The organism is Dietzia alimentaria 72, from assembly GCF_000226215.1.
Classification (GTDB): domain Bacteria; phylum Actinomycetota; class Actinomycetes; order Mycobacteriales; family Mycobacteriaceae; genus Dietzia; species Dietzia alimentaria.
Genome location: NZ_AGFF01000030.1, coordinates 1 through 2816 on the forward strand (window position 1 = coordinate 1; position 2816 = coordinate 2816).

Below are 2816 nucleotides of genomic sequence, written 5' to 3' on the forward strand. Positions count from 1 at the left end.
TGTGTTGGCTGCCTCGGGTGGGTTCTCGGACAGGGTGGGGAAAGTGCCTCGGATGTACGGTCCGTGGCTTTCCAGGCGAGGAATCCAAATCGACCCAGGAGGTGAATGGCTATTCTGGACTTTCTGCTGGGGGATTACCTACAGAGACTAGACGAACATGCTTGAGGCGAGAGCGAAGTGCTTGGACTTCTTCGACCCGGCCTGCTATCTCACCACGCAACTCTTTTACCAGGTTCCTGAGTTCGGTCACTTCCCGTTGCAGTTCCATGACCTTCACGTCCGTAACATTGTCGTCCCGTGGCGACGTAAATAAGCGGTCCTCTAACTTAAGACCGTCCTGCAGGTCCATTGCATTTTTCAACCGGGCATTGCGCTCCGACAGTTTTCTATTCTGCTCGAGAGCATTAGCTAGTTGAGTCTTTAGTCCCCGAAGGCTAGGTCGCGCGCTATTGGAGTTAGCAGCGGAATATGACATGACCTGTCGTCTAATCGCAGCCTCGACCTCCCGCGCCACTTCGGGTTGTTTTACTATATACAGCGACACGCCAGCTTCTTCCGCAATTGCGGTCTTCGTAATCGGCCAGCCTTCTTCTTCGAATTTGCGAATGGTATTGACTGCGGCAGCCCTCAGTCGCATTGACCGCGCCTTATTCGCTTTATGCATAGCTTCAGTTGAATTTTTTCCCACTGTTAATCACCTCAATCGGGATAAGATCAAGACGGCTTGTTCCATGTAGTACGTCGTTTGCGGCGTTCAACGCCTCACGATCGCGATCGCCAAGATCCTCCACTACGTCTTCAAGCGTCCGGACCACCCTGCGATAGGCTTCGACCTCCGCAGAAGTTGCGTCAAGAATCCAATGATCCGCGCCCAGTTCTTCGGCCTCAAGAAGGTCGCCGAGCTTCTCCTGCAACGCAATCTTCAGTTGTGGTAAGTAGGGGGTCAGACCTGAAGTCTGGGCAGCCAGTGCATCGGAATCGGACTGGGCAGCTGTGACCGCCTGCCTTTACATTGGACGGATTGACGCACCGCCCGTAAGGTACAGCGACAGTTTCCAGAACATAACCCGAACTGCTCGATTTCACCTGGGAACCGAATCTATCAACCGTGTATCGAGCGGCTGTCTCCATGGCGCGACGTTTCGAATCGTCGCGCACCTTGAAGTAGACTTGCGTCGTTGAGATGCTTTTGTGGTCCATTAACTCACGGACGGTTTCAATTGGTACGCCAGCATCAACTAACCTCTGTGCATAAGAGTGTCGAAACCCATAAGGGCGAAGGTTTTGGCGCGAAAAATTTATAGCGACTCCATTCACATCGCGAAGGTCCGCATCTGTTAGTTCGATACTCGATGTCCATTCGTTGAAACAGGGAGTGAAATTGTTTGACTGCAGGTGGAAAAAAGTGACGTTCTTGTAAAGCGGTGGAAATAGAAAATCGTCCGTCCACCAGTCGGGCTCCTTCTCCTTTCTGTATTTTTTCCACGAGACTATAATCGTGGCAGTAGACGGCAAGATTGGCAACCTCCGATTGTATCTTCTTCCTTTCTTGTTGTCCCATATAAGTACTGATGTCTCACCTTCGAGGCGTAAGCAATCATAACGAAGGCCGTATATCTCTGCTGGGCGTCTTCCTGTGTCCCTAAGCAATTGGTACACCGTCCGGAGCAACTCCGAATACACTTCGGGACAAACATCCGCTCCGGGCCTAGCGCTTGAATTGAAGTCTGAAAGATTATCGTCGAGTTTTCGGATTACGGTTTCTGGGATATATCGGCCCTTCTCCTCCTCTATTGCTTCGTCGATTGGTATCGATAGTCCCGGACCGTCCGCGAACCCGTTATGGAGCGCGGAGAGGTAGCCTCTGGATCTTCCGAACTCGATGAGTTGCTTGAATCGAGTAAGTCGTTGCCGGCGCGCTTGGTGGGAGTATAGTTCGCCATTATCCTTCTTAAGTTCGGCGAAAGTCCGTACAGCATCTCGCATATCCGCGAGCCCGAGAAACGATAGTTGATCTCCGTTGTCTTTTCGTTTAGAGAGAGACTCAGAGCCCACTCGTGCAGCGAACAACATTTGGGAAAGATCTCTGGATCTAACCGGTTCTTGTGCCTCGATCTTTTCTCGCAACCACTCTCTGTAAACGGTTCGAATCCAGGGTTGGGATATCGGACGGAGGTCGAGTTGGTGCGCGCTATTTCGTCGAACCTTTTCGCCGACATCTATAAAAACTAGACCGAGTTGGGTCGTGTCAATTACTTCGACCTCGAGGGGATCAAGGCCCATCGCTGCGATGTGCTCGTTGGCTATTATGCGCAGTACATCCCGAGAAAATGAGACGTAATTCTCGTTCAATTGCGCGGTGACTACTTCCTCGCGGGCGTTGTTATCCAAGTATGCAAGGCTCGCATGGGGTGCGCAGGCTATGATGAATGCCCGCACAATCGTAGGGTATAGATTCCGTTTTTCCCCGTCTCGGACTTGAAGTGCAAATAGTATTTCTGAACGAAGCGGCTCACCAACGCCTAGCATGTCGAATTCTCCCGCTCTATGGGCGGGAGCGCAGTTTCGGGGCCCTTCCGGATTTAGAGTGCGTTGATCCGGTTCTGGAGCTGTCCGGAGTGGATCAGTGACCGCAAGATGTAGTGCTTGAGGTTGCGGAAGCCCAGGGCGATCCCGCGGAGGTGTTCCAGTCGGCCGTTGATGGCCTCGACGGGGCCGTTGGAAGCCCCGACGTCGAAGTAAGCGAGGATCTCCCGATGCCGCTTCCACAATGACCGGCCGAGCTGCGCGAGCTCCGACAGTTCTGCGGGTACACC

Annotated in this window: 4 protein-coding genes; all 4 read right to left on the reverse strand. The window is 52.7% G+C overall.

Annotated elements, in window-relative coordinates; all coding sequences use genetic code 11:
- Window positions 1-109: 109 nt before the first annotated feature.
- Complete coding sequence (locus tag ON04_RS16570; RefSeq protein WP_141564821.1) at window positions 110-664, reverse strand: DUF6262 family protein; 555 nt, start codon at window positions 662-664, stop codon at window positions 110-112.
- A gap of 4 nt (window positions 665-668) precedes the next feature.
- The gene (locus tag ON04_RS16575; protein ID WP_141564822.1) at window positions 669-914 is read right to left on the reverse strand and encodes a hypothetical protein; all 246 of its coding nucleotides are present in this window, start codon (window positions 912-914) and stop codon (window positions 669-671) included.
- Window positions 886-2439 carry a tyrosine-type recombinase/integrase gene (locus tag ON04_RS16330; RefSeq protein ID WP_158217848.1) on the reverse strand — a complete coding sequence of 518 codons (1554 nt, stop codon included), beginning with the start codon at window positions 2437-2439 and terminating at the stop codon, window positions 886-888. Before ON04_RS16330 ends, ON04_RS16575 begins: the two co-directional genes overlap by 29 nt.
- A 143-nt stretch (window positions 2440-2582) precedes the next feature.
- A partial coding sequence (locus tag ON04_RS14710; protein ID WP_010542402.1) for a transposase occupies window positions 2583-2816 on the reverse strand: 234 nt, incomplete at its 5' end.